The 26462-nt window shown below is 58.8% G+C and carries 22 protein-coding genes; 13 read left to right on the top strand and 9 right to left on the bottom strand.

The features are described 5' to 3' along the window. Positions 1 to 45: 45 nt before the first annotated feature. Positions 46 to 2637 carry a glycosyltransferase gene (locus ACP7EE_RS18740; protein WP_420648344.1) on the bottom strand — a complete coding sequence of 864 codons (2592 nt, stop codon included), beginning with the start codon at positions 2635 to 2637 and terminating at the stop codon, positions 46 to 48. Between the two features lie 214 nt (positions 2638 to 2851). On the opposite strand from ACP7EE_RS18740, the gene tcdA reads away from it, so the two are divergent. Next, the gene (gene tcdA / locus ACP7EE_RS18735; protein ID WP_426235793.1) at positions 2852 to 3670 is read left to right on the top strand and encodes a tRNA cyclic N6-threonylcarbamoyladenosine(37) synthase TcdA; all 819 of its coding nucleotides are present in this window, start codon (positions 2852 to 2854) and stop codon (positions 3668 to 3670) included. A gap of 132 nt (positions 3671 to 3802) precedes the next feature. On the opposite strand, the gene ACP7EE_RS18730 is transcribed toward tcdA, so the two are convergent. The 4 genes from ACP7EE_RS18730 to ACP7EE_RS18715 form a co-directional block, all read right to left on the bottom strand. Continuing rightward, a complete protein-coding gene (locus tag ACP7EE_RS18730; protein WP_426206153.1) occupies positions 3803 to 4207 on the bottom strand; it encodes a SufE family protein in 405 nt (134 codons plus the stop codon). Continuing rightward, positions 4204 to 5409, bottom strand: coding sequence for an aminotransferase class V-fold PLP-dependent enzyme (locus tag ACP7EE_RS18725; protein ID WP_426235791.1), 1206 nt, complete (start codon positions 5407 to 5409; stop codon positions 4204 to 4206). The genes ACP7EE_RS18730 and ACP7EE_RS18725 overlap by 4 nt, the downstream gene beginning before the upstream one ends. Before the next feature lie 130 nt (positions 5410 to 5539). Further along, positions 5540 to 6574, bottom strand: coding sequence for a 2,3,4,5-tetrahydropyridine-2,6-dicarboxylate N-succinyltransferase (gene dapD, locus ACP7EE_RS18720; RefSeq protein ID WP_420648340.1), 1035 nt, complete (start codon positions 6572 to 6574; stop codon positions 5540 to 5542). Between the two features lie 31 nt (positions 6575 to 6605). Next, entirely contained in the window at positions 6606 to 6914 is a 309-nt protein-coding gene (locus ACP7EE_RS18715; protein WP_426206221.1) for an arsenate reductase, read from the bottom strand. 260 nt (positions 6915 to 7174) lie between these two features. Between ACP7EE_RS18715 and ACP7EE_RS18710 the strand changes: the two genes are divergently transcribed. Continuing rightward, positions 7175 to 8806: a Na+/H+ antiporter gene (locus ACP7EE_RS18710; RefSeq protein WP_426235789.1), complete on the top strand. Its 1632-nt coding sequence runs from the start codon at positions 7175 to 7177 to the stop codon at positions 8804 to 8806. Between the two features lie 6 nt (positions 8807 to 8812). On the opposite strand, the gene ACP7EE_RS18705 is transcribed toward ACP7EE_RS18710, so the two are convergent. From ACP7EE_RS18705 to map, 4 genes are all read right to left on the bottom strand, one after another. Beyond that, a complete protein-coding gene (locus ACP7EE_RS18705; protein WP_426235787.1) occupies positions 8813 to 9541 on the bottom strand; it encodes a M12 family metallopeptidase in 729 nt (242 codons plus the stop codon). 169 nt (positions 9542 to 9710) lie between these two features. Beyond that, a complete protein-coding gene (dapC, locus tag ACP7EE_RS18700; protein ID WP_426235785.1) occupies positions 9711 to 10910 on the bottom strand; it encodes a succinyldiaminopimelate transaminase in 1200 nt (399 codons plus the stop codon). 42 nt (positions 10911 to 10952) lie between these two features. Beyond that, positions 10953 to 13655 carry a [protein-PII] uridylyltransferase gene (locus ACP7EE_RS18695; RefSeq protein WP_426206159.1) on the bottom strand — a complete coding sequence of 901 codons (2703 nt, stop codon included), beginning with the start codon at positions 13653 to 13655 and terminating at the stop codon, positions 10953 to 10955. Positions 13656 to 13695: 40 nt separating this feature from the next. Further along, a complete protein-coding gene (gene map, locus ACP7EE_RS18690; RefSeq protein WP_420648335.1) occupies positions 13696 to 14478 on the bottom strand; it encodes a type I methionyl aminopeptidase in 783 nt (260 codons plus the stop codon). Between the two features lie 373 nt (positions 14479 to 14851). Here map and rpsB point away from each other — a divergent pair, with 373 nt between their 5' ends. The 11 genes from rpsB (at position 14852) to lpxD (ending at position 26394) form a co-directional block, all read left to right on the top strand. Continuing rightward, positions 14852 to 15589, top strand: coding sequence for a 30S ribosomal protein S2 (gene rpsB / locus ACP7EE_RS18685; protein ID WP_420648334.1), 738 nt, complete (start codon positions 14852 to 14854; stop codon positions 15587 to 15589). Positions 15590 to 15780: 191 nt separating this feature from the next. Next, positions 15781 to 16644 carry a translation elongation factor Ts gene (tsf, locus tag ACP7EE_RS18680; protein ID WP_420648333.1) on the top strand — a complete coding sequence of 288 codons (864 nt, stop codon included), beginning with the start codon at positions 15781 to 15783 and terminating at the stop codon, positions 16642 to 16644. A 210-nt stretch (positions 16645 to 16854) separates the two neighbouring features. Then, positions 16855 to 17598: a UMP kinase gene (gene pyrH, locus ACP7EE_RS18675; RefSeq protein WP_003172271.1), complete on the top strand. Its 744-nt coding sequence runs from the start codon at positions 16855 to 16857 to the stop codon at positions 17596 to 17598. Then, positions 17595 to 18152 (top strand): ribosome recycling factor, encoded by a 558-nt coding sequence (frr, locus tag ACP7EE_RS18670; protein WP_042557876.1) that lies wholly within the window; start codon positions 17595 to 17597, stop codon positions 18150 to 18152. Before pyrH ends, frr begins: the two co-directional genes overlap by 4 nt. Before the next feature lie 14 nt (positions 18153 to 18166). Continuing rightward, positions 18167 to 18922, top strand: a complete 756-nt coding sequence (uppS, locus tag ACP7EE_RS18665) for a polyprenyl diphosphate synthase (RefSeq protein ID WP_426206162.1) — start codon at positions 18167 to 18169, stop codon at positions 18920 to 18922. Then, a complete protein-coding gene (locus tag ACP7EE_RS18660) occupies positions 18922 to 19728 on the top strand; it encodes a phosphatidate cytidylyltransferase (RefSeq protein WP_426235782.1) in 807 nt (268 codons plus the stop codon). Before uppS ends, ACP7EE_RS18660 begins: the two co-directional genes overlap by 1 nt. After that, complete coding sequence (ispC, locus tag ACP7EE_RS18655) at positions 19725 to 20915, top strand: 1-deoxy-D-xylulose-5-phosphate reductoisomerase (protein WP_420648329.1); 1191 nt, start codon at positions 19725 to 19727, stop codon at positions 20913 to 20915. The genes ACP7EE_RS18660 and ispC overlap by 4 nt, the downstream gene beginning before the upstream one ends. 53 nt (positions 20916 to 20968) lie before the next feature. Further along, positions 20969 to 22321 (top strand): sigma E protease regulator RseP, encoded by a 1353-nt coding sequence (rseP, locus tag ACP7EE_RS18650; protein WP_426235779.1) that lies wholly within the window; start codon positions 20969 to 20971, stop codon positions 22319 to 22321. Between the two features lie 74 nt (positions 22322 to 22395). Further along, a complete protein-coding gene (bamA, locus tag ACP7EE_RS18645; protein WP_426235777.1) occupies positions 22396 to 24786 on the top strand; it encodes an outer membrane protein assembly factor BamA in 2391 nt (796 codons plus the stop codon). Between the two features lie 45 nt (positions 24787 to 24831). Further along, the gene (locus ACP7EE_RS18640; RefSeq protein WP_420648326.1) at positions 24832 to 25335 is read left to right on the top strand and encodes an OmpH family outer membrane protein; all 504 of its coding nucleotides are present in this window, start codon (positions 24832 to 24834) and stop codon (positions 25333 to 25335) included. Between the two features lie 3 nt (positions 25336 to 25338). After that, complete coding sequence (gene lpxD, locus ACP7EE_RS18635) at positions 25339 to 26394, top strand: UDP-3-O-(3-hydroxymyristoyl)glucosamine N-acyltransferase (protein ID WP_426235775.1); 1056 nt, start codon at positions 25339 to 25341, stop codon at positions 26392 to 26394. The last annotated feature ends 68 nt before the right edge of the window (positions 26395 to 26462 follow it).

Below are 26462 nucleotides of genomic sequence, written 5' to 3'. Positions count from 1 at the left end.
GCAAAACGGCGACCATTGGCCGCCGTTTAGTGCATCGGTGAGGATTTAGACCGCCGGGACTGGCTGAGGCGCCGGCGCCGGTTTTGGCAGCGACGACAGGAACGCCATGATCAGCGCCGCCAAGTACGGCAGCGACTGCACCAGCAACATCGTCACCCAGAAGCGCATGTCATTGCTCGGCAGGCCCTGCACGAGGAAGATCCCCAGCGCCGCGCCCCACAACAGCAGCATGATGAACATCTCTTCGCGCGCCTCGGAAATCGCCACCCAGAAACCATGATTGTCAGCGTTTTTCGGTGTGCGGAAGAACGGAATGCTGCTGGTGAAGAAGCCATACAGCACCGCTTTGGCGATGGTGTGTGACAAGGCCAGGCCAGCCAATGCCGCGCAGAACGCATCCTTCAGATTCACGCCAACCGCGCGACGATAAAGGAAGATGATCTTGCCCACCTTGAACACGAACAGCGCCAGCGGCGGGATTGCGAAAATCAGCAACGGCGGATCGACCCGCTGCGGCACGATGATCATCGCCGCCGACCACAACAGGGCGCCGACGGTGAAGAAGATGTTCATGCCATCCGCGACCCACGGCAACCAGCCCGCGAGGAAGTGATAACGCTGGCCGCGCGTCAGTTCGGTGTCCTGGCCGCGCAGCAGGCTGCGGGTGTGACGCTTGATGATCTGGATCGCACCGTAAGCCCAGCGGAAACGCTGTTTCTTGAAGTCGATGAAGGTATCCGGCATCAGGCCCTTGCCGTAGCTGTCGGGGTAGTACGCCGCCGACAGGCCTTTTTCGAAAATGCGCAGACCGAGTTCAGCGTCTTCACAGATGCACCAGTCAGCCCAGCCAAGTTCCTCAAGCACCGAACGACGGGTCATGGTCATGGTGCCGTGCTGAATGATCGCGTCGCGGTCGTTACGGGTGACCATGCCGATGTGGAAGAAGCCTTTGTACTCGGCGTAGCAGAGCTTTTTGAAGGTACTTTCGTTCTGGTCGCGATAATCCTGCGGCGATTGCACCACGGCGATTTTCGGGTCGGCGAAGTGCGGCACCATGTGCTTGAGCCAGTTCGGGTGCACGCAGTAATCGGAGTCGATCACCGCGATCACTTCGGCATCCTTGGCGGTGTGCGGAATCAGGTAATTCAGCGCACCGCCCTTGAACCCGGCGAGTGGCGCGACGTGGAAGAACTTGAAGCGCGGGCCAAGAGTTTCGCAGTAATCGCGCACCGGCTCCCACACTGCCGGGTCCTTGGTGTTGTTGTCGATGATCAGGACTTCGTAGTCCGGGTAATCGAGCGCGGCCAGGGCGTCGAGAGTCTGTTTGACCATCTCCGGCGGCTCGTTGTAGCAGGGCACATGGATCGAGACTTTCGGTCGATAGTCCGAGTCGCCGAGCACCGGCAGAAACTCGCGGCGGCGCTTGTGCGTCCAGACCGCTTCGGCCAGTTCATGCGCCTCGGTAAGCAACACGATGAACACCCCGAGCGCACCGAGCGCCAGCAGGAAGCCCACGGTCAGGCTGAACCACGTGCTGTATTGCTGGCTGTAGTCGTAACCGATCCACACCAGCACCGAACCGCACAGGAACGCGGTAAAGGTCAGGAAGGTGCGACCGCGCTGACGCAGGGCCGAACCGTCGATCATCAGCAGGGTCAGCGACAACAGCGCCAATACCACCGAACCGACCGCCAGCACGCGCCATTGCGGAATCGCTACGACCGGGCCTTCGAAGTTGAATTTCTGCTGACGCGCGGCGTTGAACACGCCCCAGTAGGCGCCCACCGAACCTTCGTCGCTGGCCTTCCACGGCTGGTCAAACGCTTCGATCACGAAGTAGTTGAAGCCTTGGCGGTTGAGCTTGTTGACCAGCGTGCGCAGGTAGATCGCCTGATCTGCCGGCGACGCATCGGCGCCACCGCGCATGCGCCCGTTGCTCGGCCAGCCGACTTCGGACAGCAGCAGCGGTTTTTTCGGGAACATTTTTTTCAGATCGCGGGCGCGGTCGAGGACGAACTGCCCGGCCTTGTCCACCGGAATAAACTCCCAGTAGGGCAGAACGTGGGCGGCGATCAGGTCGACGTGCTTGGCCAGTTCCGGGTGTTCTTCCCAGACGTGCCACTGCTCGGAAGTGGTCACCGGCACTTTGACTGCCGCGCGCACGCGGTCGAGAATCATCGCCAGTTCGGTGGCGGTGATTTCCTTGCGGAAAATCGCCTCGTTACCCACCACCACACGCACTACGCTGCGCGACGTGTTGGCCAGTTCGATGGCGCGCACGATTTCGCGTTCGTTGCGCTCCTGGTCCGGACTGATCCAGATCCCCAGCGTCACGCGCAGGCCGAATTCCTCGGCGAGTTTCGGGATGTCCTGCAGCGAGCCGTCGACCGAGTAAGTCCGGATGTTGTCCGTGAGCTTGCTCATGATTTCCAGATCGCGGCGCATTTCCTCGTCAGAAGGAAACTGATCCTTCTGTGGGAATTGGCCCTGCTGGAACGGCGAATAAGAGAAACCGGATATCTGCTCCGGCCAGTTGGGCGCGGAGACCGGGCGGTTGATCAGCGCCCAGAAACCGGTGAACAGGGCGGCGATTGCCAGAACCACCACCAGGTTGAGTCCAAATTTACGCGATGACATAGCTGTATCAGGTTCCAAAGGCTGTGGAACGAAGGATCGGCTGGATGACGCCAAGAGGGCGCGCATCCTACACCGGCACTTCCCAGAGTCATACAACACGCAGGGAAATGCTTGACGTTGGGCAATCCACTTTGACTTAAGTTCTTACACTTTTAGCTCGAAGGTTAATACTTGTCGCCGGGTAGCCCTATAATGCGCGCCGGTTTTTGGGGTAATGGTCATGAGTACAGAAGATCCGCGGTTTGCAGGCATCGCCCGTTTGTATGGCATCGAGGGCCTGGCGCGCCTGCGTGCGGCCCATGTGGCGATCGTCGGCGTCGGTGGCGTCGGTTCCTGGGCGGCGGAAGCCATGGCCCGCTGCGGCGTGGGCGAGATTTCGCTGTTCGACCTCGACGACGTTTGCGTGAGCAACGCCAACCGTCAGTTGCACGCACTCGACAGCACGGTCGGCAAACCCAAGGTCGAAGTGATGGCCGAGCGCCTGCGCGGGATCAACCCGGATTGCACGGTGCACGCAGTGGCGGACTTCGTTACCCGCGACACGATGGCCGAATACATCACGCCGAACATCGACTGTGTGATCGATTGCATCGACGCCGTCAACGCCAAGGCTGCGCTGATCGCCTGGTGTAAGCGGCGCAAAATCCAGATCATCACCACTGGTGGCGCGGGCGGGCAGATTGATCCGACGCTGATCCAGGTCTGCGACTTGAACCGCACGTTCAACGATCCGCTGGCCTCGAAAGTCCGTTCCACGTTGCGTCGCGACTATGGCTTCTCGCGCACCATGACCCGCCATTACAGCGTGCCGTGCGTGTTTTCCACAGAGCAACTGCGCTACCCGAAACCGGATGGCAGCATCTGTTTGCAAAAGAGTTTTGTCGGTGACGGGGTGAAGCTCGACTGCGCCGGAGGGTTTGGTGCGGTGATGATGGTCACGGCGACGTTTGGTATGGTCGCGGCGACCAAGGCTGTGGATAAGATTGTGGCGGGCGTGCGGCGCCCGGCAGAGCGGGTTAAACCTGAAGCTTAAGTGCTGAGGCTCCCGGCCTCATCGCTGGCAAGTCGAATCGTCGCACCGCAGCTCCCACAGGTATCTCAGTGAGTTCACTGGATCTGTGAGCACCATAGAATCCTGTGGGAGCTGGCTTGCCAGCGATGGCGATTAACCGGCCAACTCATTCATCCGCTTGAGCACAGCATTCAGGCCATTACTGCGTGAAGGCGACAACTGGCGCGAAAGGCCGAGGTGATTGAACCACTCCGGCAAATCCACCTGCTGCAACTCGGTAGCCGTCAGCCCGTTGACCCGCAATAGCAACAACGCCACCAACCCGCGAATCATCCGTGCATCGCTGCTGGCGCTGAATTGCCAGTGCCCGTCGTGCAACTCACCGACCAGCCATACCTGGCTTTCACAGCCATGCACACGGTTGGCCTCAACCTTGTCTGCATCGCTCAACGCTGGCAGACGATCACCAAACTGCATCAGCAGTCGCGCGCGTTGTTCCCAGCCGGCGGCGTTTTGAAAAGTCTGTAATGCTTCTGCGGCCTCGACCGGCAAACTCATCGCAACAACTCCAGCGCCTGATCCAACGCCTCAAAAAATCGCTCCAGATCTTCGGAGTCGTTGTACAGCGCCAGCGAAACCCGAATCGCCCCGGCCAATTCAAAACTTTTCAGCAGCGGCATCGCGCAGTGATGCCCGGCGCGCACGGCAATGCCTTGCTCGGTCAGCAAATGCGCCAGATCGGCGTTATGCACACCTGCGACGACAAAACTTGCCAGCGCCAGTTGCGGCTTGCCCAGCAGACGAATGCCGTTACGCGCAGCGAGGCCACGCAACAAGTAGTCATGCAGCGCCGCCTCGTGGACCGACACCGCGTCCTGATCCAGGCCCGTCAAATAATCGAGCGTTGCGCCGAGGCCGATCACGCTGGCAATCGGCGGCGTCCCGGCCTCGAAACCCAGCGGTGCCGCACGGAAACGCGCATCGTGATAATTGGCTTCCAGCACCATCTCGCCGCCGAATTGCCATGGGCGCAGTCGCTCCAGCGCAGCGTTGCGCCCGAACAGCACGCCGACGCCATCAGGTCCATACAACTTGTGGCTGGAAAACACGTAAAAGTCGCAACCCAGCGCCTGCACGTCATGCCGGCCGTGGACGACGCCTTGCGCACCATCGACCACGGTCAGCGCGTTCTGCGCCTTGGCCATCGCCAGCAGGGCCGGCAACGGTTGCCAGGCGCCGAGCACATTGGACAGCTGACTGACCGCCAGCAAGCGCGTCCGCGCAGTGATCAGGCGCAGCGCTGCGCCAAGGTCGATCACGCCGTCAGCGTCCAGCGGCAGGATCACCAGTTTCAGGTCACGACGTTGCGCCAGTTGCTGCCACGGCAGCAGATTGGCGTGATGCTCCAGAGCGCTGATGACAATTTCATCGCCCGGATGGAATAGATGTTCCAGGCCATAGGCCAGGAGATTCAGCGCACTGGTGGCGCCGTGGGTGAAGATGATCTGCCCGCTGTCTCCAGCATTCAGCCATTGCGCAACCTTGAGCCGACTGTCCTCGAACGCCTGCGTGGCGTGAGCGCCGGGCAAGTGTTGTGCGCGATGCACATTGGCCGCGCCGTTGGCGTAGTAATGCGTCAACGCATCGAGCAGGGCTTGAGGTTTTTGCGTGGTGGCGGCGTTGTCCAGATAGGTCTGGTCTTGCCGTTGCAGAGCGGCGATGGCCGGGAAATCGGCGCGCCACGGGGAGGGAATCATCACGGTTTCTAGCCCTTGTGAAGATGGGCGGGTTAACGCCGAACCCTGTGGGAGCGGGCTTGCCCGCGATGGCGTCCTTGAGGACGCCGAAAATTCGCGAGCAAGCTCACTTCTACATAGGCAACGCGGCTGCTTAGTTGTGAGCGTGCAGCGCTTCGTTCAGCTCGATTGCCGATTTGTGGGTTTTGCATTCCACGGCACCGGTTTCCGAATTGCGACGGAACAACAGGTCAGTCTGACCAGCCAGATCACGCGCCTTCACCACTTTGACCAGATTGTTGTTCTCGTCCAGCAGCGCGACTTTGGTGCCGGCGGTCACGTACAGGCCCGACTCGACAGTGTTGCGGTCGCCCAACGGAATACCGATACCGGCGTTGGCGCCGATCAGGCAGCCTTCGCCAACCTTGATCACGATGTTGCCGCCGCCCGACAGGGTGCCCATGGTCGAGCAGCCGCCGCCCAGGTCCGAACCCTTGCCGACGAATACGCCGGCGGATACGCGGCCTTCGATCATGCCCGGGCCTTCGGTGCCAGCGTTGAAGTTGATGAAACCTTCGTGCATCACGGTGGTGCCTTCACCGACATAGGCGCCCAGGCGCAGACGCGCGGCGTCAGCGATACGCACGCCGGCCGGAACCACGTAGTCGGTCATTTTCGGGAATTTGTCCACCGAGAACACTTCCAGCAGCTCGCCGCGCAGACGCGCTTCGAGTTGCATTTCAGCCAGTTCGGCCAGGTCGATCGCGCCCTGGCTGGTCCACGCTACGTTCGGCAACAACGGGAAGATCCCGGCCAGGCTTACGCCGTGCGGCTTGACCAGACGATGCGACAGCAGGTGCAGCTTGAGGTAAGCCTCCGGCGTGGAAGTCAGTTGTGCGTCTTCGGCCAGCAGGGTGGCGACCAACGGCTTGTGGCTTTCAGCCAGGCGGGTCAGCAGTTTGCCTTGTACTGCGTCGATGCCCTTCACCGCTTCAGCCAGTTGCGCAGCCTGCGCGGTGGTGAAGGTGATGGCCTGGTTGCCTTCGGTGTAACCGAGGATCGGCGCAACAGCCGCAACCAGCTCGGCCGACGGATTCAACAGCGGCTGTGCGTAAAACACTTCCAGCCACGCGCCTTGACGATTCTGGGTGCCGACGCCGAAAGCGATACTGAACAGGGAATTGGACATGTGAATACCTCTACAAAGAATGACGGGCTGCTTACTTGAGGGCGGCCGCGTAGATATCTGGCTTGAAGCCAATCAGGGTTCGGTCACCGAGATCGAGCACCGGGCGCTTGATCATCGAGGGTTGAGCGAGCATCAGTTCGATGGCTTTGGCTTGGTCGAGATCGGCTTTGCGTTCGTCTTCGAGTTTGCGAAAGGTCGTGCCTGCGCGGTTCAACACCGTTTGCCAGCCATGTTCGTCACACCATTGGGTCAGGTGCTCACGGTCGATGCCGGCGGTCTTGTAATCGTGGAAATCGTAGCTGACAGCGTGATCATCGAGCCAGGTGCGCGCCTTTTTCATGGTGTCGCAGGCTTTGATGCCGAAAAGGTGCAACGTTTTGCTTGAAACGGTCAAGGAATTGCCCCCTTTACAGGTTGTCGGAAAGAAAAGGTGACGGATTATGCCATGACCAAACGGTTTCGGCGTCGCCGCTGGCCGGGGTTTGTCCCGTTGTTGCCGGCCTGATCTCGCGATTGTGCGACCTAGGTGCAACGGCCAGCCACAGCCTAAGCCGCTAATATGGCAGTTCAACGCTGTCGATTGTCTGAGATCTGCGCTTTATGCAAACCGCTTATACCGTCCTGATCCTGTTGATGCTGGTCAGCGTCTCGCGGCTGGTTGGACGCGTTATCCCGCTGCCGCTGCCATTGGTGCAAATCGCCGCCGGCGCCTTGCTGGCCTGGCCGACCCTCGGCTTGCACGTGGCCCTCGATCCCGAGTTGTTTCTGTTTCTGTTCCTGCCGCCGCTGCTGTTCTCCGACGGTTGGCGCATGCCCAAACGCGAGTTGTGGAAGCTGCGTGGGCCGATTCTGACGCTGGCGGTGGGGCTGGTGTTGTTCACGGTGGTTGGCGCCGGGTACTTCATTCATTGGTTACTGCCGACAATTCCGCTGCCAGTGGCGTTCGCTTTGGCCGCCGTGCTTTCGCCAACGGATGCCGTGGCAGTTTCCGCCATCGCGCAAAACCGCTTGCCGACGCCGCTGATGCACATGCTGCAAGGCGAGGCGCTGATGAACGACGCGTCGGGCCTGGTGACGTTCAAGTTCGCTTTGGCGGCGGCGATCACTGGCGCCTTCTCGCTGGCCAATGCCAGCCTGACTTTTGTGCTGGTCGCGGTCGGCGGCCTGGCGGTCGGCGTGGCCCTGAGCTGGCTGGTCGGGCGTCTGCGCGCATGGATGATCGCCCGTGGCTGGGACGACCCGGCGACACACGTGGTGTTCATGTTGTTGCTGCCGTTCGCCGCCTATGTGCTGGCCGAACGGCTCGGCGCCTCGGGGATTCTTTCAGCGGTGGCGGCGGGGATGATGCAGAGCTGGCTCGATCTGCTGCCGCGTCAGACCAGTACCCGACTGCTCAATCGCAGCGTGTGGTCGCTGCTGGAATTTGCTTTCAACGGACTGATCTTCCTGCTGCTCGGTCTGCAATTGCCGGACATCATCAAAGCTGTCGCCAGCCACGAAACGTCGCTGTGGCCGACGCTGTTTTATCGCTGCCTCGACGTGGTGGCGATTTTTCTCGCGCTGGTGCTGCTGCGATTCATCTGGGTACAAAGCATCTGGCGTTTGTCGGTTCTGCTGCGACGCTTGCGCGGCAAAGGTGAGCTGACACAAGTGCCGACTGCGCGCTCCTGCTGGCTGCTGACCGTTGGCGGCGTGCGCGGCGCGGTGACGCTGGCCGGTGTGATGTCGGTACCGATGCTGATGGGCAGCGATGCATTTCCCGAGCGTGACCTGCTGATCTTCATCGCCGCCGGGGTGATTCTGCTGTCGCTGGTGGCGGCCTGCATCGCACTGCCGCTGTTGCTGCGCGGCATCGAAAAAAGCCCGGACGACAAACGCCACCAGGAAGTGCGTGACGCCTGGCGCAAGACTGCCGAAGCGGCTATTCATGCGCTGGAAGTCGAAGAAGCCAAGCCTGCAGATGCGGCTGAGGCGGCGCTGGCGGCTGAACTCAAGGCGCGGATCATGTCCGAATACCGTCATCAGCTCGAAGTCTTCAACGATTCGGACGAAGCGCAGGCGCTGGCGTTTCAGATGGATTTGCTGGAACGGCGCTTGCGGCTCAAGGCGCTGCGGGCGCAGCGCCTTGAGTTGTACAACTTGAGTCGCCAGCACCAGATTGGCGATGATGTGCTGCGGGAGGTTTTGGCTGAGCTGGATCTGAGTGAGGCCAACTTGGGACAGGTCAAATAGCGGCTGTTATCTCGGGTAGAGCAACTTCATCAGGCGCTTGTCTTTCTTGCTGATCTTGCGGTTGATCGGCACTTCCCAGTTACCGAGCGTCAATGTGTTCGCCACAGGGTGATGCATGATCGATTTTTTGTCGTAAGAAGTGTAAATCGCATCGAGCGCGTCGAATGAAGCGAACAGATTCCTATCGACTTGCTCCGGTGTCAGTGGATTCATTTCGCGATTCTGATAAAACTCGTAGACCTTCGGTTTATCCCAAGGGATGTTGGCCTGCGGGTGCTGATGTTCGTGCATTGCGCCTAGCGCGTGGCCGAATTCGTGGATCACGATGACCTCAAAGTCCGCGTGATCCGGTTTCACGCCCAGGTTCATCGTCGGATAGTCCGGATGAATCAGCAGTGCGTCCGTGCCGAGCATCGAACTGTTGTCGTTGTTTTGGGTGGCAATCCGAATATCGCCCCTCAGATCGTCGACGAACTCGAATTTCAAGTTGATATATGGCAACCATTGACTCGCGGCGGCAATGATGTGGTTTTTAAGATCTGCTGCCGGCGCGTCCATGAAAGCAATCTTCAAAGTTCGGCCGTTGGCCCAGAGTTTTGAGTAATTGAACACTGAGCGTTTGCGCCGAGTGCCAGTAGTTGTGCCGGCATTGGCCGGGTTTTCATTGATGGCGGCCATGTAAGCCGCTTGATCGTCGGGCCATTGAATGAGTTGGCAATCAGTAAGTTCGTGCATGGTGGACTTCATCCTTGAAGTTGAGAGCAAGTAGTAATTCAGGCGCAGCATACTGCGCGGCTCAAGACTAACGTCTGGCCGACAGGGAAGTGCAATGCAAAGTTGTGTGAACTGTTACGTCATATTTGAACATCCCATGCCGGATTGTCCTGCATGGGATTTAAGCGGATTACTTGCGGCGCAGAATGAAATCGCGGATGCGCTCGGCCGCTTCAACACACTCGGCCAGCGGCGCAACCAGTGCCATGCGCACGCGCCCGGCGCCCGGATTGACGCCATCGACGTCGCGCGACAGGTACGAGCCCGGCACCACGGTCACGTGTTCTTGCTCGAACAGGTCGCGGCAAAACACAGCGTCGTCTTCGCCCACATTCGGCCACAGATAGAAACTGCCATCCGGACGCTGCACATCCAGCACCGGGCTGAGAATTGCCAGCACCGCGTCAAACTTCTCGCGATATAACGCACGGTTGGCGCGTACGTGAGCTTCGTCGTTCCACGCAGCAACGCTGGCCAGTTGCGTTTGCACCGGCATCGCGCAGCCGTGGTAAGTGCGGTACAGCAGGAAACCCTTGAGGATGTCGGCATCACCGGCAACGAAACCCGAACGCAGGCCCGGCAGGTTCGAGCGCTTGGACAGGCTGTGGAACACCACACAACGCTTGAAGTCCTTGCGACCCAGTTCAACGCACGCGCTGAGCAGGCCCGGCGGCGGCGTTTGCTCGTCGAAGTACAGTTCGCTGTAGCACTCGTCGGCGGCGATCACGAAGTCGTATTCGTCAGCCAGCGCGATGAGTTTCTTCAGCACATCGACCGGAATCAGCGCGCCGGTCGGGTTGCCCGGCGAGCACAGGAACAGGATCTGGCAGCGTTTCCAGATGTCTGGCGAGACTGCATCGAAATCCGGGTTGAAGCCGTTTTCATCCAGGCATGGCAGGTAATGCGGCTTGGCCCCGGCGAGGAACGCAGCACCTTCGTAGATCTGATAGAACGGATTCGGGCTGACCACCAGCGCGTCGTCGCCACGATTGACCACGGTCTGGGTGAAGGCGAACAGCGCTTCGCGGGTGCCGTTGACCGGCAGTACATTGCGCGCCGGGTCGAGCCAGCCGTCTGGCACGTTGAAACGACGTTCGCACCAGCCGGCGATGGCTTCGCGCAGGGCCGGAATGCCCAGCGTGGTCGGGTACACGGCCATCTGATCCAGATTGCTCGCCAGCGCCTCGGCGACAAAGCTTGGCGAGCGGTGTTTCGGCTCACCGATGGACAGCGCAATCGGGCGCTGGTCCGGGTTTGGCGTGACGGTACCGAGCAGTGCGCGGAGCTTTTCGAACGGGTAGGGCTGCAACTGGTTCAGAGCGTTGTTCATCGGTGCGGGGTCTCGTGCAAAGCGGTTAATCCGGGCGCGCAGTCAGATACTGATGCGCGACAGTTTGATATCGGGTTCCTGATTGACGCTCAACTGGTCGACGATCGCATCCTGCAAACGGCTGCACAGCAGTGGGTCGGACAGCGGCTGGTTGTGCGCGTCGGTGATGAAGAACACGTCTTCCACCCGTTCGCCCAGCGTGGCGATCTTGGCGTTCTGCAGCGACAGATCGAACTCAAGGAAAATCCCGCCGATCCGCGCCAACAGGCCAGGACGATCAGGCGCAGTCAGTTCCAGAACTGTCACTGGGCGTTGCGCGTCGTTGTGGATTGTCACCTGCGGTGCGAACGCGAAATGCTTGAGCTGGCGCGGCACGCGGCGCTGGATGATTGTCGGGTAGTCATCCGGATTGCGCAGCGCTTCGGTCAGACCTTCGCGGATCTGTTTGACCCGCGTCGGGTTGTCGCCGATCGATTCGCCTTCGGTGTCGAGCACGATGTAGGTGTCGAGGGTGAATTTGCTGCTGGAGGTGATTACCCGCGCGTCATGAATGTTCAGGTTGAGCTGATCCATCGCCGCCACGGTCACGGCGAAGAAGTCGTGCTGATCCGGGGCGTAGATGAAGATCTGCGTGCCGCCTTCGAATTCGCGTTGGGTGGTTTCCTTGATCAGCACCAGCGGCCCGCCGTCGGCCGGTTGCTGCAAAATTGCGTCACTGTGCCAGGCCACGTCGCCAGCGGTGTGGCGCAGGAAGTAGTCATCGCCCAACTGCGACCACAACTGCTCGACATCGTCCGGATCGGTGCCGCCGCGTACCAGAATATCCAGCGCTGCGCTCTGGGTCTGGCGGATCTGCTCTTCGCGATCCACCGGGTTCTCCAGACCGCGACGCAAGGCACGCTTGGTCTCGGTGTAGAGCTGGCGCAACAGGCTGGCGCGCCACGAGTTCCACAGCGTCGGGTTGGTCGCGTTGATGTCGGCGACGGTCAGCACGTACAGGTAGTCGAGGCGCGTTTCGTCGCCCACCGCCAGGGCGAAATCGTGAATCACCTGCGGATCGGACAGGTCCTTGCGCTGAGCGGTGGTCGACATCACCAGATGGTTTTGCACCAGCCACACAATCAGGCGGCTGTCCCACAACGGCAACTGATGGCGCTGGCAGAACGCTTCGGCATCGACTGCGCCGATTTCCGAGTGATCACCATGCCGGCCCTTGCCGATGTCGTGATACAGGCCGGCCAGATAGATCAGCTCGGGTTTCGGCAGTTTGCCCATCAGCTTGCTGGCCAGCGGGAATTTCTCCGAGACCTGTGTGTACTGCAACTTGCGCAGGTGCTTGATCAGATTCAGCGTGTGCGCATCGACGGTATAGATGTGGAACAGGTCGTGCTGCATCTGCCCGACAATAAAGCCGAACTCCGGCAGGTAGCGCCCGAGAATGCCGTAGCGGTTCATCCGCCGCAGGTTGCGGTGAATGCCGATCTTGCATTTGAACAGTTCGATAAACAGGCTGGTATTGCGGATGTCATTACGGAAATCGTCATCGATCAGATGGCGGTTTTCGCGCAGCAAACGGATGGTGTCGGCGCGCACGCCTTTGATTTCCGGCTGCTGCGCCATCAGCACGAAGATCTCGAGCATGGCGAACGGGGTGCGGCGGAACACGTAGTCGTTGCGTGCCTCGATGTAACCGTCATGCAACTGGAAACGCGAATTGATCGGCTGCGGCGGCGCTTCGTCTTCCGGCGCGAGAATGACTTCCTCGAAGTGCTGGATGATCAGGTCGCTGAGCTGGGCGATGCTCATCACCACCCGGTAGTACTGCTGCATGAAGTTTTCGATGGCTTGCTTGGCGTCATCGCCTTCAAAGCCGAGCAGCGTAGCGATCGAGCGCTGATGATCGAACAGCAGCCGATCTTCGGAACGCCCTGCGAGCATGTGCAGGGCGTAGCGCACTTTCCACAGAAATTCCTGGGAGGAGGCGAGCAGAGCGTTTTCGCTCTCGACCAGAAAGCCTTCGCCGGCCAGTGCGCGCAGGTTCAAGGTTCCATACTGACGCCGCGCGACCCAGAGAATCGTCTGAATATCGCGTAGTCCACCGGGCGAGCCTTTGACGTTGGGTTCGAGGTTGTATTCGGTGTCGTTGTATTTGTGATGACGAGCCTTTTGCTCGGCGCGTTTGGCCAGGAAGAACTCCTTGGCCGGCCACATATGCGCGGTGCTCGTGACGTCGAGCATGCGTTGGCGCAGGCGCTCGGGGCCGCAGATGGTGCGGCTTTCCATCAGATTGGTGACCACCGTCAGGTCAGCGCGGGCCTCGACCGCACATTCGTCGACAGAGCGAACGCTCTGACCGACTTCCAGACCGATGTCCCACAGCAGTGTGAGAAAACGCTCGATGGAATCACGAAAAACTTCGTGGTCGGCACTGTCCAGCAGGATCAGCAAATCGATGTCGGAATACGGGTGCAACTCGCCACGGCCATAGCCGCCGACCGCGACCAGCGCAATGTCGGCGTCTTCGCTCCAGTCGAATTGGCTCCAGGCCTTTTGCAGGATGTTATCGACGAACCACGCGCGGTCTTCGATCAACCGGCGAATGTCACGGCCGCTGCGAAAACGTGCGTCGAGCACTTCGCGAGCCTGGCGGATAGCTTTCTTGAATGCCGCGATGGGGCTCGCTTTCAGGGCCAGTTCAGCCTGGAACTGGCCGCGGTCGAAGAGTTCGGGATCCACCTGCGGCATCGATTGGCTTTCCTTCTATAGGCTGGGAGCGGTGTGTGGATCAGGCCGATACGCGCGGGATGGTGTCATCGCTGCGCAAGGTGAAGATCTCGTAGCCAGTGTCAGTCACCACCAGGGTGTGTTCCCACTGCGCCGACAGCTTGCGATCCTTGGTGATCGCGGTCCAGCCGTCGCCCAGCACTTTGGTGTCGGCCTTGCCCTGGTTGATCATCGGCTCGATGGTAAAGGTCATGCCGGCCTTCAGTTCCATGCCGGTGCCGGCGCGGCCGTAGTGCAGGATCTGCGGTTCTTCGTGAAACACCTTGCCGATGCCGTGGCCGCAGAACTCGCGCACCACCGAGAAGCCGTTCTTTTCGGCGTGTTTCTGGATCACTTCACCGATGTCGCCGAGGCGGCAGCCGGGTTTGACGATTTCGATCGCCTTGTACATGCATTCCTGAGTCACTTGCGACAGACGCTCGGCCCACACCGGGACAGTACCGACGTGGAACATGCGGCTGGTGTCACCGTGGTAGCCGTCCTTGATCACGGTCACGTCGATGTTCAACGTGTCGCCGTTTTTCAGCGGCTTGTCATTCGGAATGCCGTGGCAGACCACGTGGTTGATCGAGGTGCAAATGGACTTCGGATAACCCTTGTAGTTGAGCGGGGCAGGGATGGCCTGCTGCACATTGACAATGTAGTCGTGGCAGATCTGGTTCAGCTCATCGGTGGTAATGCCCGGTTTGACGTGTTCGGCAATCATTTCCAGCACATCGGCGGCCAGTTTGCCGGCGACACGCATGGCAGCGATGTCCTCGGGGGTTTTGAGGGTGACGGTCATACAGGCTCTCTCTGCGCTCGGCGGCGCTGGCTGATACGGATAGGGCGCGGGTGTACTTTTAGCGACCCTGAAAAACGCGATTCTAACAGACCAAAGGGGCAAATCCGCCCCTGCGTGCATCGCTTCTCCCTATACAATGGTGCGCCTTGTGCCGATTCCAAGGGGCCGGCGCGCATGTGCCTGACGCGAATGCAGATTCCGTGTTCCGTTTCTGCCATCGCTGTGGTATAAAATGCGCCGCTTTCCGGGGATACCTCCGAGAGCACTAACCCACACACGTGTCGACACGATGGCCTGGGTGCCTTTGATCTTCGGATCACTGGTTGGTCATTGGGATGCGTGGAGGCCCAACCCGACTTATCAAGGAACTATCATGTCCCAAGTCAATATGCGCGATATGCTGAAGGCCGGTGTGCACTTCGGTCACCAAACCCGTTACTGGAACCCGAAAATGGGTAAATACATTTTCGGCGCGCGTAACAAGATTCACATCATCAACCTTGAAAAAACCCTGCCAATGTTCAACGAAGCTCTGACTTTCGTAGAGCGTCTGGCCCAGGGCAAAAACAAGATTCTGTTCGTCGGCACCAAGCGTTCCGCTGGCAAGATCGTTGCTGAAGAAGCAGCACGTTGCGGTTCGCCGTACGTCGATCACCGCTGGTTGGGCGGCATGCTGACCAACTTCAAAACCATTCGTGCTTCCATCAAGCGTCTGCGTGACCTTGAAGTGCAAGCCGAAGACGGTACTTTCACCAAGCTGACCAAGAAAGAAGCGCTGATGCGCACTCGTGATCTTGAGAAGCTGGATCGTTCGCTGGGCGGCATCAAGGACATGGGCGGTCTGCCAGACGCACTGTTCGTGATCGACGTTGACCACGAGCGCATCGCTATCACCGAAGCCAACAAGCTGGGCATCCCTGTTATCGGCGTAGTCGATACCAACAGCAGCCCGGAAGGCGTTGACTACATCATCCCAGGCAACGATGACGCCATCCGCGCTATCCAGCTGTACATGGGTTCGATGGCTGACGCTGTAATCCGCGGTCGCAACCACGTTGCTGGTGGCGCCGAGCAGTTCGTCGAAGAAGCTCCGGCAGCTGCAGCTGAGTAATTGACGCCCTGGCGTTGACTCAGTAAGCAAAAAGGGGGCTTGGCCCCCTTTTTGCCACCTCGAAAACCAATTGTCGGCAGCGCAGTTGCAGTATTTGTAACCTGCAGCGGCTACAAGATGGGGTCGAGAAGAATTGAACGCCCGATAGATCGGGTGGAATGGTTGAAAACCTATCCAAGAGGAATTTGAAAATGGCAGCAATTACTGCAGCGCTGGTCAAAGAACTGCGTGAGCGTACCGGCGAAGGCATGATGGATTGCAAGAAAGCCCTGGAAAAGGCTGACGGCGACATCGAAAAAGCCATCGACGACATGCGTGCTTCGGGCGCCATCAAGGCTGCCAAGAAAGCCGGCAACGTAGCTGCTGAAGGCGCTATCGCTCTGAAAGAAGACGGCAAATCTGCCGTTCTGCTGGAAGTGAACTCGCAGACCGACTTCCTGGCTCTGCAGGACGACTTCAAGGCCTTTGTTGCTGCAAGCGTTGAAAAAGCGTTCGCCGACAAACTGACTGACGTTGCTCCGCTGATCGAAGCTCAAGAAGCTGCTCGCCTGGTACTGGTCGGCAAAGTTGGCGAAAACGTCAACATCCGTCGTCTGGCGCGCGTTGAAGGTGATGTTGTTGGTGGTTACCTGCACGGCAACAAGATCGGTGTTGCGGTTGTCCTGAAAGGCGGCGACGTTGAGCTGGCCAAGGACATCGCTATGCACGTAGCGGCGACCAACCCTGAATTCCTGCTGCCATCGGAAGTTTCCGCTGAAGCGGTCGAGCGTGAGAAAGGCGTCTTCCTGAGCCTGAACGCTGACAAGATCGCCGGCAAGCCGGAAAACATCGTTGAAAACATGGTCAAAGGTCGTATCGCCAAGTTCCTGGCTGAAGCGAGCCTGGTTGAGCAGGCGTTCGTCAAGAACCCTGAAATCAAGGTCGGCGACCTGGCCAAGAAAGCCGGTGCTGAAATCGTTTCCTTCACCTACTTCAAAGTAGGCGACGGCATCGAGAAGCCGGTCGACAACTTCGCTGAAGAAGTTGCTGCCCAGCTGGCTGCCGCCAAGCAATAAGACAGTTTTCAACTGTCGCCCTGAAGAGGCTGCCCGCTCACGCGCGCAGCCTCTTTTCAGATACGCTTGCCAATTTTTAATTGGTTTGCGCTTGGAACTGACTTACAAAGCCATGTTCCGATGGCGCTGAAGCAGCGCCAAGCTAGAGTGAACGCCAGCTGTAAACAGCTCGCAAAGAATTTTTAAAATACGCCGCAGGAGAGATTCGCAATGGCTCAGCAGGGCAGTGGTTATCAGGCTCGCTATAAACGCATTCTACTCAAGCTTAGCGGCGAGGCCCTGATGGGCTCGGAAGAGTTCGGGATTGATCCGAAAGTTCTGGATCGCATGGCGCTGGAAGTCGGCCAACTGGTTGGCATCGGTGTTCAGGTCGGTCTGGTGATCGGTGGCGGCAACCTTTTCCGCGGCGCAGCGCTCAGCGCAGCTGGCATGGATCGGGTTACCGGCGACCACATGGGCATGCTGGCCACTGTGATGAACGCCCTGGCCATGCGCGACGCGCTGGAACGTGCCAATATCTCGGCCATCGTGATGTCGGCGATTTCCATGGTCGGTGTGACTGATCACTACGATCGTCGCAAAGCCATGCGTCACCTGAATGCCAAGGAAGTGGTGATTTTCGCCGCCGGTACCGGCAACCCGTTCTTCACCACGGATTCGGCAGCCTGCCTGCGTGCCATTGAAATCGACGCTGACGTCGTGCTCAAGGCAACCAAGGTGGACGGCGTGTACACCGCTGACCCGTTCAAAGACCCGCATGCCGAGAAGTTCGATCATCTGACCTACGATGAAGTACTGGATCGCAAGCTGGGTGTAATGGACCTGACGGCTATCTGCCTGTGCCGCGACCACAAGATGCCGCTGCGCGTATTTAACATGAACAAGCCCGGCGCCCTGCTGAACATCGTGCATGGCGGCGCTGAAGGCACTCTGATCGAGGAAGGTCAACAATGATCAACGAAATCAAGAAAGACGCTCAAGAGCGTATGCAGAAATCCCTGGACTCTCTGGCCCATGCATTTGGTCAGATTCGTACCGGCAAGGCTCACCCAAGCATTCTGGGCAGCGTGATGGTGCCGTACTACGGCGCAGACACCTCCATCACTCAAGTGGCGAACATCACTGTAAAAGACTCGCGCACCCTGCAAGTCGTGGCTTTCGAGCGCAACATGCTCGCCGCTGTCGACAAGGCAATCCAGAGCGCTGGCCTGAACCTCAACCCGACCAACCTCGGTGAGTTGTTGCTGATCTCCATGCCTGCCCTGACTGAAGAAACCCGCAAGGGCTTCACCAAGCAGGCGCGCAGTGCCGCTGAAGACGCTCGTGTTGCCGTGCGCAACATTCGTCGTGACGCCTTGGGCGATCTGAAGAAACTGGTCAAAGACAAAGAAATCAGCGAAGACGAAGAGCGTCGTGCTGCTGCCGATATCCAGAAGCTCACCGACAAGGCTGAAGCCGATATCGACGCGGCTACCAAGCAGAAAGAAGCGGATCTGATGGCCGTATAAGGGTCGAGTTTTTAATGGACAAGACCAAGCAGACTACGCCGTCCGCGGTGCCGCGCCATGTCGCGATCATCATGGATGGCAACAATCGCTGGGCGAAAAAACGCTTTATGCCGGGTGTCGCCGGGCATAAAGCGGGTGTGGATGCGGTGCGTGCGGTAATCGAAGTGTGCGCCGAGGCCAAGGTCGAGGTGCTCACACTGTTTGCCTTCTCCAGCGAGAACTGGCAGCGTCCGGCGGATGAAGTCAGTGCGTTGATGGATCTGTTCTTCAAGGCGTTGCGTCGTGAGGCCAAGCGCCTCAACGACAACAACATCAGCCTGCGCATCATCGGTGATCGCTCGCGGTTTCATCCGGAACTGCAAGCCGCGATGCGCGAAGCGGAAGCCATGACTGTCGGTGCCAATCGCTTTGTCCTGCAGATCGCCGCCAACTACGGCGGTCAATGGGATATCGCGCAAGCTGCGCAGCGTCTGGCTCGTGAAGTTCAGGCCGGTCATCTGCGCCCGGAAGACATTACTCCGGATCTGTTGCAAACCTGTCTGGCGACCGGCGATCTGCCGTTGCCGGATTTGTGCATCCGGACCGGTGGCGAGCACCGCATCAGCAACTTCCTGCTGTGGCAACTGGCTTACGCCGAGTTGTATTTCTCCGACCTGTTCTGGCCGGACTTCAAACACGATGCCATGCGCAATGCGCTGGCTGATTACGCTTCGCGTCAGCGTCGCTTCGGTAAAACGAGCGAACAGATCGAAGCGGGAGCCCGGGTTTAATGCTTAAACAACGAATCATCACTGCGCTGATCCTGCTGCCGATCGCCCTGTGTGGGTTTTTCCTGCTCGAAGGCGCAAATTTTGCGTTGTTCATCGGCCTGGTTGTCAGCCTGGGTGCCTGGGAATGGGCGCGTCTGGCTGGCTTCACTGCGCAGTCGTTTCGCGTGGGCTTTGCCGCAGTCGTCGCATTGATGCTGTTCGTCATGTACATCCTGCCCGGGCTTGCGCCTTGGGTGCTCGGCGCTGCCGTGCTCTGGTGGGTGGTGGCGACCTGGCTGGTGCTGACCTATCCGCGCTCAGCCGCCCACTGGTCCAGTGCTGCCTGCAAGCTGGTGATCGGGTTGTTGATCCTGCTCCCGGCCTGGCAAGGTCTGGTGCTGATCAAGCAGTACCCGCTGGGTAACTGGCTGATCATGGCGGTCATGGTGCTGGTCTGGGGTGCTGATATCGGTGCGTACTTTTCCGGTCGTGCTTTCGGCAAGCGCAAACTTGCGCCGCAGGTCAGTCCTGGCAAAAGCTGGGAGGGCGTGTACGGCGGTCTGGCACTGAGTCTGGTAATCACTGCGGTGGTAGGCCTGGTGCGCGACTGGACGGTAGTCGAGTTGCTCAAAGGTCTGATCGGTGCTGCGGTGATTGTGTTCATTTCGGTAGTGGGCGACCTCACCGAAAGCATGTTCAAGCGCCAGTCCGGCATCAAGGACAGCAGCAATCTGTTGCCTGGGCATGGTGGCGTGCTGGATCGCATTGACAGTCTGACAGCGGCAATCCCGGTATTTGCGGTGTTGCTGTGGATGGCTGCAGCGTGAGCCGTCCACAACAGATTACCGTTCTGGGAGCGACCGGTTCGATTGGTCTGAGCACTCTCGATGTCATTGCTCGCCATCCCGAGCGCTATCAGGTTTTTGCCTTGAGCGGTTTCACTCGCTTGAGTGAGTTGCTCGCTCTATGCGTACGTCATGTGCCGCAGTTTGCCGTGGTGCCCGAGGTGGGCGTCGCGCGCGGTCTGCAGGATGACTTGCGTGCCGCTGGCCTGCCAACTCGCGTATTGGTGGGGGAGGAGGGCTTGTGCGAAGTGGCCTCCGCGCCTGAAGTCGATGCGGTGATGGCGGCTATCGTTGGCGCTGCCGGGTTGCGTCCGACCCTGGCAGCCGTCGAGGCTGGCAAGAAAATCCTCCTGGCCAACAAAGAAGCGCTGGTGATGTCCGGCGCACTGTTCATGCAGGCGGTGCGTAAAAGTGGCTCGGTGTTACTGCCGATCGACAGCGAGCACAACGCGATTTTTCAGTGCATGCCAACGGATTTTGCCCGTGGTTTGGGTAATGTCGGTGTACGTCGGATTTTACTTACAGCTTCTGGCGGCCCCTTCCGGCAGACGCCGATGGCTGAACTGATGCATGTTTCACCGGATCAGGCCTGTGCGCATCCGAACTGGTCGATGGGTCGCAAGATTTCGGTGGATTCGGCCAGCATGATGAACAAGGGCCTTGAGTTGATCGAGGCCTGCTGGCTGTTCGACGCCAAGCCTGCGCAGGTCGAAGTGGTAATCCATCCACAGAGCGTGATTCATTCGCTGGTCGATTATGTCGACGGCTCGGTGCTGGCGCAGTTGGGTAACCCCGACATGCGTACGCCGATTGCCAATGCGCTGGCCTGGCCTGAGCGTATTGATTCAGGTGTAGCGCCGCTGGATTTGTTCGCAATTGCGCGCCTGGATTTTGAGGCGCCCGACGAAGAGCGTTTCCCGTGTCTGCGACTGGCGCGACAGGCTGCCGAGGCTGGCAACAGTGCGCCGGCGATGCTCAATGCGGCGAATGAAGTGGCGGTGGCAGCGTTTCTCGACGGGCGGGTTCGCTACCCGGAAATCGCGAGTATCATCGAGGAGGTCTTGAACCTTGAGCCGGTGGTTGCACTGGATGATCTCGATGCGGTGTTTACGGCGGACGCAGCAGCGCGAAACCTCGCTGGACAATGGCTGAATCGTCACGCTCGATAGATTTTGAAATACATGGCTTCACGCGGCACTGAACGGGATTGCGGAGAAAGTAGATGAGCGCGCTCTATATGATTGCCGGCACCCTGATCGCCTTGGGTGTGCTGGTCACCTTTCACGAATTCGGCCACTTCTGGGTCGCGCGTCGCTGTGGCGTCAAGGTTTTGCGTTTTTCCGTGGGCTTCGGTATGCCTTTGCTGCGCTGGCATGACAAACAAGGCACCGAGTTCGTTGTTGCGGCGATCCCGCTAGGCGGCTACGTCAAAATGCTCGACGAGCGCGAAGGCGAAGTGCCGGTCGATCAGCTCGATCAATCGTTCAATCGCAAATCCGTACGCCAGCGCATCGCTATTGTTGCCGCTGGGCCGATTGCCAACTTCTTGCTGGCCTTGGTATTTTTCTGGGTTCTGGCAATGCTCGGCAGCGAGCAGATCCGTCCGGTCATCGGTGCGGTCGAGTCCGGCAGCATTGCGGCAAAGGCGGGGTTGAACGCTGGTCAGGAAATCATTGCCATCGATGGCGAACCGGTTTCCGGCTGGGCCGCAGTCAATCTGCAACTGGTTCGCCGGTTGGGTGAAAGCGGTGCTCTGCAATTGCTGGTGCGTGAGCAAGGCTCGACGGCTGACTCGCCGCACGAGCTGGCGCTGGATAACTGGCTAAAAGGTGCTGACGAACCCGACCCGATTCGCTCATTGGGCATCCGTCCATGGCGTCCGGCCTTGCCGCCGGTGCTGGCTGAGCTTGATCCGAAAGGCCCGGCCCAGGCGGCTGGCCTGAAAACCGGTGATCGACTGCTGACACTCGACGGCCAGGCGCTGGGCGACTGGCAGCAAGTGGTGGATACGGTTCGTACGCGTCCTGATACCAAAATATTGCTGCGGGTTGAGCGTGACGGTGCTCAAATCGACGTCCCGGTGACCCTGGCGGCTCGCGGCGAAAGCAAGGCGCCGAGTGGTTATCTGGGGGCTGGCGTGAAAGCAGTCGACTGGCCGCCGGAGATGATTCGCGAGGTCAGTTACGGTCCTTTGGCGGCGATTGGTGAGGGCGCCAAGCGCACCTGGACCATGAGCGTACTGACTCTCGACTCACTGAAGAAAATGCTGTTCGGCGAGCTCTCGGTAAAAAACTTGAGTGGACCGATAACCATTGCTAAAGTGGCGGGCGCTTCTGCCCAGTCGGGCGTCGCTGATTTCCTGAATTTCCTTGCTTATCTGAGTATTAGCCTGGGCGTTCTGAATTTGCTGCCCATTCCGGTACTGGATGGGGGGCATTTGTTGTTTTATCTGATCGAGTGGGTGCGTGGTCGCCCCTTGTCGGATCGGGTGCAGGGTTGGGGGATACAGATCGGTATCAGTTTGGTGGTCGGAGTGATGTTGCTTGCTCTGGTCAACGATCTGGGTCGACTGTAACGCTTCGCTGAATTGCGAATCTGCCGCATTTTGCGGCAGTTTGTTTATTGCCAGTTGGAATAAGAAAGGACTTCATGAAACGTCTGCTGCTAACTGCGGTTCTCACCGTATTGATGATCGCCGAAGTTCACGCCGAGTCCTTCACTATCTCTGATATCCGCGTCAATGGCCTCCAGCGGGTCTCTGCGGGTAGCGTCTTTGGTGCCTTGCCGTTGAACGTCGGCGAGCAGGCGGATGATCGTCGCCTGGTGGAATCCACTCGTGCGTTGTTCAAAACCGGTTTCTTTCAAGATATCCAGCTGGGCCGCGAAGGCAACGTACTGGTCATCACGGTCGTCGAACGCCCGTCGGTCGCCAGTATCGAGATCGAAGGCAACAAAGCGATCTCGACTGAAGACCTGATGAAAGGCCTGAAGCAATCCGGTCTGTCCGAAGGTGAAATCTTCCAGCGCGCCACCCTTGAAGGTGTGCGTAACGAGCTGCAACGTCAATACGTTGCTCAAGGCCGTTACTCGGCGACCGTTGATACCGAAGTGGTATCGCAGCCGCGCAACCGTGTTGGTCTGAAAGTGAAGATCAACGAAGGCACCGTCGCTGCCATTCAGCACATCAACGTGGTAGGCAACACGGTCTTCCCGGAAGAAGACCTGACCGACCTGTTCGAACTGAAGACCACCAACTGGCTGTCGTTTTTCAAGAACGATGACAAGTACGCCCGTGAAAAGCTTTCCGGTGACCTGGAGCGTCTGCGCTCCTACTACCTGGATCGTGGCTATATCAACATGGATATCGCTTCGACCCAGGTGTCGATCACCCCGGACAAGAAGCACGTCTACATCACCGTCAACGTGACTGAAGGCGAGAAGTACACTGTTCGTGACGTCAAACTCAGCGGTGACCTGAAGGTACCTGAAGACCAGGTCAAATCCCTGCTGCTGGTGCAGAAAGGCCAGGTGTTCTCGCGCAAGCTGATGACTACCACCTCCGAACTGATCACCCGTCGTCTGGGTAACGAGGGTTACACCTTCGCCAACGTCAACGGCGTTCCTCAACCGCATGACGATGATCACACTGTAGATATCCTGTTTGCCGTCGATCCGGGCAAGCGCGCTTACGTCAACCGCATCAACTTCCGTGGCAACACCAAGTCGGAAGACGAAGTGCTGCGTCGTGAAATGCGTCAGATGGAAGGTGGCTGGGCTTCGACTTACCTGATCGACCAATCCAAGACCCGTCTTGAGCGTCTGGGCTTCTTTAAAGAAGTCAACGTTGAAACTCCTGCTGTTCCGGGTGTTGATGACCAGGTTGACGTGAACTACAGCGTAGAAGAGCAGGCTTCCGGTTCGATCACCGCCAGCGTCGGTTTCGCGCAGAGTGCCGGTCTGATCCTCGGTGGTTCGATCACTCAGAACAACTTCCTCGGTACCGGTAACCGTGTAAGCGTCGGCCTGACCCGCAGCGAATACCAGAGCCGCTACAACTTCGGCTACGTTGACCCGTACTGGACTGCTGATGGCGTGAGCCTGGGTTACAACGCGTTCTATCGCACCACTGACTATGACGACCTTGATACTGATATCGCCAGCTATGCAGTCGACAGCCTGGGTGCAGGCGTCAATGTTGGCTACCCGATCAGCGAAACGTCGCGTCTGACATTCGGTCTGTCCGCGCAGCAGGATACGATCAAGACCGGTCAGTACACCGTTGATGAGATTTTCGACTTCGTTAAGCAGGAAGGCGACAAATACCTGAACTTCAAGGCTTCCGCCGGCTGGTCCGAGTCGACTTTGAACAAAGGTGTTCTACCGACCCGTGGCCGTTCCCAGAGCCTGACGCTGGAAAGCACGATTCCGGGCAGCGATCTGTCGTTCTTCAAACTCGACTACCGTGGCCAGCTGTTCCAGCCGCTGAGCGAAAACTACACCATGCGCCTGCACACCGAGCTGGGCTATGGCGACGGTTATGGTTCGACCGATGGCTTGCCGTTCTATGAAAACTACTATGCTGGTGGTTTCAACTCGGTTCGTGGTTTCAAGGACAGTACGCTGGGGCCGCGCAGTACTCCGAGTCGTGGTGTCGGTGTGACCGGTAACTCCGGTACCCTGGCCGACCCGGATCAGGATCCGCTGCCATTCGGTGGTAACGTCCTGATTCAGGGTGGTGTTGAAGTGTTGTTCCCGCTGCCGTTCGTCAAGGACCAGCGTTCCCTGCGTACCTCGGTATTCTGGGATGTCGGTAACGTATTCGATTCCAGCTGCGAGAAGACTACCAACGCTACTGTCGGGTCGACTTCTGCCACCAAGTGTAACGACATCAGCCTCAGCAACATGGCCAGCTCTGTCGGTGTAGGCGTGACCTGGGTCACCGCACTGGGTCCTCTGAGTTTCGCACTGGCGATGCCGATCAAGAAACCGGATGACGCTGAAACTCAAGTGTTCCAATTCTCCCTCGGCCAGACGTTCTAAGCGTCTGACCCAAGATAACGACAATGGATTTTGTAGGAGTGCATCGTGCGTAAGTTGACTCAATTGGTTCTCCTGGCCTCCGTACTGGTGGCAGGCCCGGCATTTGCCGACATGAAAATCGCCGTTCTGAACTATCAGATGGCTCTGCTGGAATCCGACGCGGCCAAGAAATATGCCGTGGACGCCGAGAAGAAGTTCGGTCCGCAACTGACCAAACTGAAGACTCTGGAAAGCAGCGCCAAAGGCATTCAGGATCGTCTGATGGCCGGCGGCGACAAGATGCAGCAAGGCGAGCGTGAGCGTCTGGAGCTTGAATTCAAGCAAAAGGCCCGTGATTTCCAGTTCCAGTCCAAGGAACTGAACGAAGCCAAAGCCGTTGCTGACCGTGAAATGCTCAAGCAACTGAAGCCGAAACTGGATGGCGCAGTGGAAGAAGTCATCAAGAAAGGTGCTTTCGACCTGGTCTTCGAGCGTGGTGCAGTCATCGATGTCAAACCTCAGTACGACATCACGCGCCAGGTTATCGAGCGCATGAATCAGCTGAAGTAACCCATGACCGTGACTATCAAACTCGGCCGGTTGGCCGAGTTCCTCGGGGCCACCCTGCGTGGCGACGCGGAAAAGCAAATTACTGGGCTAGCCACTTTGCAAGAGGCTGGCCCAGCTCAGTTGAGCTTTCTGGCAAATCCCCAATACCGTAAATACCTGGCTGACTCACAGGCTGCAGCACTGTTGCTCAAAGCTGCTGATGCCGAAGGTTATGCCGGTGATGCGTTGGTGGTGCCGGATCCTTATCTGGCTTACGCACGTATCTCCCATCTGTTCGATCCAAAACCGAAAGCCGCTGCGGGTATCCATCCCTCGGCAGTGATCGCGGCGGACGCGGTAGTTGATCCTGCCGCCAGCATCGGTCCCTTTGTGGTGATTGAAGCCGGCGCGCGGATTGCTGCGGGCGTGACACTCGGTGCGCATTGTTTCATTGGCGCTCGCAGCGAGATCGGTGAAGGTGGCTGGCTGGCTCCACGGGTGACGCTGTACCACGACGTGCGCATCGGCAAACGTGTGGTCATTCAGTCCGGCGCCGTGCTCGGCGGTGAAGGCTTCGGCTTTGCCAACGAGAAAGGCATCTGGCAGAAAATCGCCCAGATTGGTGGCGTGACCATCGGTGACGATGTGGAGATTGGCGTGAATACCGCCATCGACCGTGGTGCGTTGGCCGATACCGTGATCGGCAATGGCGTGAAGCTCGACAACCAGATTCAGATCGCCCACAACGTTCAGGTCGGTGATCACACCGCCATGGCCGCTTGCGTGGGGATCTCCGGCAGCACCAAAATCGGCAAGCATTGCATGCTCGCCGGTGGTGTCGGCCTGGTCGGACACATCGATATTTGCGACAACGTTTTCCTGACCGGGATGACCATGGTGACCCACTCGATTACCGAGCCGGGCGCTTATTCATCCGGTACAGCCATGCAACCGGCGGCCGAGTGGCGCAAAAGCGCGGCCCGCATTCGTCAGCTGGACGACATCGCGCGACGATTGCGCCAGCTGGAAAAGCGCTCCGGGGAAGTGACCCCTGACGGTAATGCTTCATCTGAAGGCTGATACCATTTCCATATCAAGAGTGCACAGCCTCTGGACTGCCTCCTTGATTTGCTAGAGGAGCGCGCGTC

The sequence above is a fragment of the Pseudomonas sp. TWP3-2 genome (genome assembly GCF_049897765.1).
Classification (GTDB): Bacteria; Pseudomonadota; Gammaproteobacteria; order Pseudomonadales; family Pseudomonadaceae; genus Aquipseudomonas.
Note: the sequence above shows the minus strand (reverse complement) of the source record. Positions and strands in the feature narration are given on the sequence as shown.